This window comes from Methylophaga sp. UBA5088 (assembly GCF_002414625.1).
GTDB classification, from domain to species: Bacteria; Pseudomonadota; Gammaproteobacteria; order Nitrosococcales; family Methylophagaceae; genus Methylophaga; species Methylophaga marina.
Window position 1 is genome coordinate 30,867 of record NZ_DIAC01000123.1, and the last position, 6,246, is coordinate 37,112.

The window sequence follows — 6,246 nt, forward strand, 5'->3', positions numbered from 1 at the left end:
GTGTACTGGTAAAACGCGATAAACATTCATAGCCGATGACTTTTTGTTGGTCCACATGAAATACAGGCTGGAAGACGGTTTTTACCTCATGATTATTTAATACTTCGGTGATGCGTTTTTTTATTTGGTTGTCTTCTTGGTTCTTGTGCAATTGCTTGTCAATATGGCGTGCAGCGATATCAGCAAATATTTTCATCAGCGCCAGATCTCGTTCATTCAGACTATCGTTTGGTGTATGGCTGAAGCAGCAAAACGTGCCGTAAACCTCACCATCATTCAGCACAATAGGGGCGCCTAGGTAGCTACCAATTTGCAACTCTTCAGTAATAGGCATCACTTTAGTTATATGGTTTTTTGATGTGTCTTGGATAACTTCGTTCAGTTCACCTTCAATAATTCTCTGGCAATAAGTGTGTTCGGTTGGATCGGCGTGCCCAGGGGGGAGCGGTGAATCAGGATAAGCAGTATCAACGATTTCGATTTTTCTCATATCATCAGTAATTTCTGATATGAACGCGACGTCCATGTCCAGATGTTTACGGATAACAGACAAAATATAGCTGAGGTTGCTAGTAATTTCTGACGTTTCTGACAAGGCTATTTCACTTTCTAAGCCTTGGAGGATTGTGTCTCTCATTATCATAAAACTCGTCTACGTATGGGCTTGAAATTATCGTTTCATTGCATATTTACCAATATTTTATATTTTGTCGAGTCTCAAGGTTTTAACAAGGGTTAACTTAAGGGCCTCAATAGCCTTAGGCTAGATGAGCGTTATCGCGCATAAGCCCAGCAATGCAACGTTTGCCAATAAACCAATCATGAAAAAGAGTGTTCTTGGGCTTGGGTTTTTTTCAGTGGCAATTTTGTAATATAACGCCATATGAAAAATTCGGGCGATGGCAAATACCCAAATAAAAATACCTGTCCATAGGGCATTAGCGCCGATAAGAATCGCCATAAAAGACGTCCCGAGCATCAAAGGCAGGTTTTCAAGTGAGTTCATAAAGGTTCGATGAGCACGGAAAACAAAAGAGGAGTGACTTAGGTTCTCATCAATTTTCCCAGGCACAGCACCGGGTTGAGAGGCTTTGGATTTACTGGCTATAAACCACTGGATTAACAGAGTTAATAAAATGATAAATAAACCGGTAAAGGCTAAATGGTAGATGTTCTCTAATGTCATGATGTCTCCGTTTAGTTTTGGGCAATCAGGGCAACCGCACCAAGTATAGCCAGCAGCCATAGCACGCCACCGATAAGTAAGGCACCGTATCCTCTCCAGTCATAGCGTGAGTTGATACTGCCAATAGGATCGTCTTTCAGCATATTGATTTTATCTTGTAGCTCTATCAGCGGATAAGCACTGAGGTAGAACATTATCAACCAGATAATATTGAAATATGGCGGCACGACTTGGTTATCAGCCAAGGTGCTTGCCAGGTTGCCAAGAACGACCAGTAAAACAAACATGGTTGCAAGAAAACCCAGGTGTTTATTCTCGGGAATATCCTGACGTAACATACTTTGCTTGATGCGTTTCGTTAATGCATGAGCAAAAAAAATAGAGAATATGCCACGCATGACAGGCATGATTTTGCCATCGATATAAGGCTGCTGAAGTTTCCAGTTTTTATAAAACCAGTAGATACCATATAAACCGAATGTGGCGAGATAAAGCCACTTTAGCTTAGTGGGGGATACCGAAAAATAAGCTTGATCCCCTGCAGCAGGGTTGCTATCCGTTTCCATAACGGTTTGAGGTGTTTGTGTTTCTAATTCCATTTTAGCCTCGTATTAATAAAATAAAACGCTGTTATTTGCTCTGAAGAATGGCATGTCCGTATGAATTATCAATGGCGCATCGCCAGATATCATCGCTGTTTTTGACAAATACATATGTGACTTGTCTTGTGGTCGGTTCAGCATCAGGCGCAGAGATAATGGTGTTCGCCAATACGAGGGCGGTATCGCCAGTTTCTAAAATCTCTAACGCTTCCTGTGTGATCTGTAAGCCATGCTGAAAGTAAACAGCAATTTTTTCAAATGCCTGACGAATCTGAGCTTTGCCCACCGCATTCATGCCGGGTTGTACTACTAAGACCGCATCGCCAGTGTATATGTCTAATAATCTATCAAAGTCTTCCGCCATGATGGCTTGGTCTGCTGCTTTGATCTGACTGATGATGGGATGTTCCGTCATTTGTTTTTCCCATTCCAATTGAGCGTATAGAGTTCAGTCCGTCTGTCTTTTAGGTTATTCACCGAGCCTTCGCTTCGAGTCAACTTGAGTTTATCCAAGTCCAGATCTGAAAACATGATCATTTCGGTATTCGGTGTGGTTTCTGCCATGACGGCATCGTGTGGATAGGAGAAATCAGAAGGGGAGAACACGGCCGCCTGAGAATATTGGACATCCAGGTTTTCTACTTGTGGCAAGTTACCGCAACTACCACAAATTACCACATAACATTCATTCTCAATGGCGCGAGCCTGAGCACAATGACGTACCCTTAAATAACCATTTTTGGTATCAGTCCAATACGGCACAAAAAGAATATCCATATCCTGCTGTGCCAACAAACGAGCCAGCTCAGGAAATTCGACGTCATAACATATCAATATGCCGACACGGCCGGCATCTGTTTCAAAGACCTGTAACTGGTCGCCACCTTCAATTACCCAGTCGCGTCGTTCATGTGGCGTGATATGGACCTTAGTTTGTCTCTCAATCGTGCCATCACGACGGCAGAGATAACTGACGTTATAGAGCACATCGTCTTCTAATAACGGCATGGAACCTGTAATCACATTGATGTTGTAACTGACCGCCATTTGCGACATTTCTGTTTTAAAGCGCTCAGTAAAACTCGCTAAAAATCGAATCGCTTCGGTCTGATTGCGTTGATCTGGACTGAGTCCCATCAATGGTGAATTGAAAAACTCGGGGAACAGGGCAAAGTCGCTTTTATAACTCGATAAGGCATCAATAAAATATTCGACCTGACTTAACAATTCTTCAACAGACTCAACTTCACGCATCTGCCATTGGATAGCACCAATGCGAACCTGAGTTTTACGGGTTTCAATAACGGTACTTTCAGGTTCATAAAAAATATTGCGCCATTCCAGCAAAGTCGCGTAACCCTGAGACTTTTCATCTTCAGGCAGATATTGTTTTAATAGGCGCGTGACCTGAAAGTCATTTGATAACTGGAAGGTCAGAATTGGGTCATAAATACGTTTGTTTTTAACCGCTTCAAAATACTCAGCGGGCGTCATTTCTTCAGCATACTGATGATAGTTGGGAATACGACCACCGGCCAGAATCGCTCTCAGATTATGTTGTCTGCATAGCTCTTTGCGCGCTTCGTATAAACGCCTTCCCAGACGATAGCCCCGGTAATCAGGATGAATCAAGACATCTAGCCCATACAGAGCATCACCATTTTTATTATTCAGAATGGTTTCTTTTTTGCTGATTAAATCATCATAGGTATGTGGGTTACTAAAGCGTTGGTAATTCACCTGTACTGACAGAGCGACCCCAATGATAGTGTCATGATCAATGATACAAATCTGACCTTCAGGTAGGTCATCAATCAGTTTGAAAATAGTATGTTCCGGCCAGGCGCCACCAATATCATCGTAAATTTTATCCATCAATAGTTTGAGCTGAGGGTAATCGGATTTTTCCAAATTACGAATCTTGATGTGCAGATCTTCAGGCATAACATTCCTTTATCAGTTGACGCATACAGCATAGGTGAGTGACTGATAATATAAAAGTCAGTGTGAAAAAAATTTGATAATGTCAGTGATAACTTATAGGAATAAGTCATCTATCGAGCACGATACGACACTTCTTGGTATATTTTAGCCATAGCCAGTCTTTAAACAACGGAGTTGAACATATGGCTTCAGTGAGTTTGTCGGATTTATCTATTGTGCTGGTGGAGCCTTCTGCCACTCAACGCAAAATTATTGTTAGCCATCTTCAGCAGGCAGGTGTGTATAACATTGAAGGTGTTGCAACGGGGATGGAAGCATTAAAAATCATGATGCAATATCCGCCTGATTTAGTTATCAGTGCTTTGCATTTAGCTGATATGGAGGCTGCAAAGCTGATTGCCCTCGCTCGCAAGTTTAAAAATGAAACCACCACATACTTCATGCTGGTATCAAGCGAAACACGTTTTGAAGAGCTGGATGATGTGCGTCAGGCTGGTATTGTGGCGATGCTACCGAAGCCATTTAATAGCCAGGATTTAGAAAAAGCCCTGGCAACCACTATCGACTTTATGGAACCCGCCAGACTGGAACTGGAAAATTATGATATCCAGGAACTAAAAGTGCTGGTGGTTGATGATAGCCTGACTGCCCGAAACCATATTACCCGTGTATTGAAAAACCTAGGAATGGTGATTATATCCAAAGCGAATGACGGTGCAGCGGCAGCAGAAGTCATAAAAAATAATGAGTTTGATTTGATTTTTACCGACCTGAATATGCCGAATATGGATGGCAAGCAGTTAGTCGAATATGTCCGTCAAGAGCTCAATAATGCATTTTTACCTATCATCATGGTCACCAGCGATGACGATGCTGCCCGTTTAGGTGAAGTCAAAGCCGCAGGTGTGACCGCTATCTGTGATAAACCGTTTGAGCCTGAAGCGATTCGCCAATTATTAGTCAGCGTTCTTGATGAGAGCTGAGATCAGCTCTAGCTATTGCCCTGTCTGGGGTTAGTACTTTTTCCTCATCGATATTGCCTAGCAAAGGTTACTTTTAAGTAACTAAGTTTCTGAAAAGTGCCGTCTTGCGGCACTTTTTTATCCTTTCTACGATGTTTCTAACAAGCAAGGTATTTCATTGCTTTTCATTCTTTCAAAAGAGTAGAGGAAACAATCATGGCGGGCAGATTAGACAATAAAGTCATTTTAATAACAGGGGCTGGCGGCGGACTCGGTAGTGAGCAGGTTCGGATGATGGCAAAAGAAGGTGCCAAAATTGTGGCAGCTAATTTAAAGCAGGATCCGATCATTGCCGATGGACAAGCTGCCGATGCTCTGTGGAACAAAACGCTTAAGCTGGTTGAGGAAATCAAACAGAGCGGGGGAGAAGCGATTGCCGTAGCGCTCAACGTGACCAAGGAACAAGACTGGGAAGATGCTGTTGCAGAAACCGAAAAGCATTTTGGTCGTCTGGATGTATTGGTCAATAATGCTGGCATTTATTATCACGCAGGCTTACTTGAGCATACTGTCGAAAAGTTTTACCAGATAGTCAATATAAACCAACTCGGCGTTTTATTAGGAATGAAAGCTGCCGTGCCGGCCATGAAACGCGCAGGCGGTGGTTCTATTGTTAACTTTTCATCTATCTACGGCATTGCGGGAGCAGGTGTCTCCACGGCTTATCAGAGTACGAAAGGTGCTGTCAGATTAATGACCAAGTCAGCGGCGTTGGAATTTGTCGGCGACAATATTCGAATTAATGCCATTTGTCCCGGTATGTTCGATACCAATTTATTTGAAAGCAGTGTGCCAAAAGAAGAATGGGACGCACTTATCTCAATGGTGCCGATGAAACGCTTTGGTAAACCTCATGAAATTGCCTACGGTACGATCTTTCTGGCGTCTGATGAGTCTTCATTTATGACTGGCACAGATTTGGTGATAGATGGTGGTTATACCTGTCCTTAGAACGGGTTAATAGTGAAGCCAATGAGAGAAAGAATATCTCTCATTGGTTTTTAAGATTATTTACTGCATGTTCCAGTTTTTGCCATGTTTAAAGAGCTAATGTCTTTTTTGCCTTTTTCTTCATCAACAAGATCTACACCGGCACCACCCACAAAAACACCTATTTTCATATACTGTCTAATGAAATAGTTTTTGCCAGTTTCGGTATTCAACAATAAGTCGTTAGGTGAGAACTCTGATTCGGTAGCAATTTTATGCTGCTCATCACCTTTTACTTCTTTGTAAAAGAACATGTCTGGAGCAGTTTCACCCAGGCAATCTCCATCAACCCAGACGTCTTTTTTGAGTGCGTCACCAAAGCTACCTGAGCGATAAACATACAAGCCTGAATTACCTTCTGAGGGAGACTTGAATTGTTTTGCCAGCTCGCTGTTTTCTTTGCTTTCCATTGGAACAGAAGCGCAACCAGATAGGAATGTTACTGCTACCAAAACAGCAGCAAATTATACTTTTTTCATCTACTTTCCTTGTTTTTAAATTT

Annotated in this window: 8 protein-coding genes; 2 read left to right on the plus strand and 6 right to left on the minus strand. The window is 42.3% G+C overall.

Features of this window, described 5'->3' with window-relative positions; genetic code table 11:
• From B4K20_RS15240 to B4K20_RS15260, 5 genes are all read right to left on the minus strand, one after another.
• On the minus strand, nucleotides 1-643 hold a 643-nt coding region (locus tag B4K20_RS15240; protein ID WP_349678808.1), incomplete at its 3' end, for a GAF domain-containing protein.
• A gap of 120 nt (nucleotides 644-763) precedes the next feature.
• The gene (locus B4K20_RS15245) at nucleotides 764-1,186 is read right to left on the minus strand and encodes an MAPEG family protein (protein WP_289283565.1); all 423 of its coding nucleotides are present in this window, start codon (nucleotides 1,184-1,186) and stop codon (nucleotides 764-766) included.
• A gap of 11 nt (nucleotides 1,187-1,197) precedes the next feature.
• Complete coding sequence (locus tag B4K20_RS15250; protein WP_289283566.1) at nucleotides 1,198-1,785, minus strand: hypothetical protein; 588 nt, start codon at nucleotides 1,783-1,785, stop codon at nucleotides 1,198-1,200.
• Between the two features lie 31 nt (nucleotides 1,786-1,816).
• Nucleotides 1,817-2,203, minus strand: coding sequence for a YybH family protein (locus B4K20_RS15255; protein WP_289283567.1), 387 nt, complete (start codon nucleotides 2,201-2,203; stop codon nucleotides 1,817-1,819).
• The gene (locus B4K20_RS15260) at nucleotides 2,200-3,732 is read right to left on the minus strand and encodes a bifunctional GNAT family N-acetyltransferase/carbon-nitrogen hydrolase family protein (protein WP_289283568.1); all 1,533 of its coding nucleotides are present in this window, start codon (nucleotides 3,730-3,732) and stop codon (nucleotides 2,200-2,202) included. Before B4K20_RS15260 ends, B4K20_RS15255 begins: the two co-directional genes overlap by 4 nt.
• A 182-nt stretch (nucleotides 3,733-3,914) precedes the next feature.
• Between B4K20_RS15260 and B4K20_RS15265 the strand changes: the two genes are divergently transcribed.
• Both B4K20_RS15265 and B4K20_RS15270 read left to right on the plus strand, forming a co-directional pair.
• Nucleotides 3,915-4,715, plus strand: a complete 801-nt coding sequence (locus tag B4K20_RS15265) for a response regulator (protein ID WP_289283569.1) — start codon at nucleotides 3,915-3,917, stop codon at nucleotides 4,713-4,715.
• Nucleotides 4,716-4,910: 195 nt separating this feature from the next.
• Entirely contained in the window at nucleotides 4,911-5,705 is a 795-nt protein-coding gene (locus tag B4K20_RS15270) for an SDR family NAD(P)-dependent oxidoreductase (protein ID WP_289283570.1), read from the plus strand.
• Nucleotides 5,706-5,761: 56 nt separating this feature from the next.
• Here B4K20_RS15270 and B4K20_RS15275 read toward each other — a convergent pair whose 3' ends face one another.
• On the minus strand, nucleotides 5,762-6,154 hold the full coding sequence (locus tag B4K20_RS15275; RefSeq protein ID WP_289283571.1) for a DUF2846 domain-containing protein: 393 nt from the start codon (nucleotides 6,152-6,154) through the stop codon (nucleotides 5,762-5,764).
• Nucleotides 6,155-6,246: the final 92 nt, after the last annotated feature.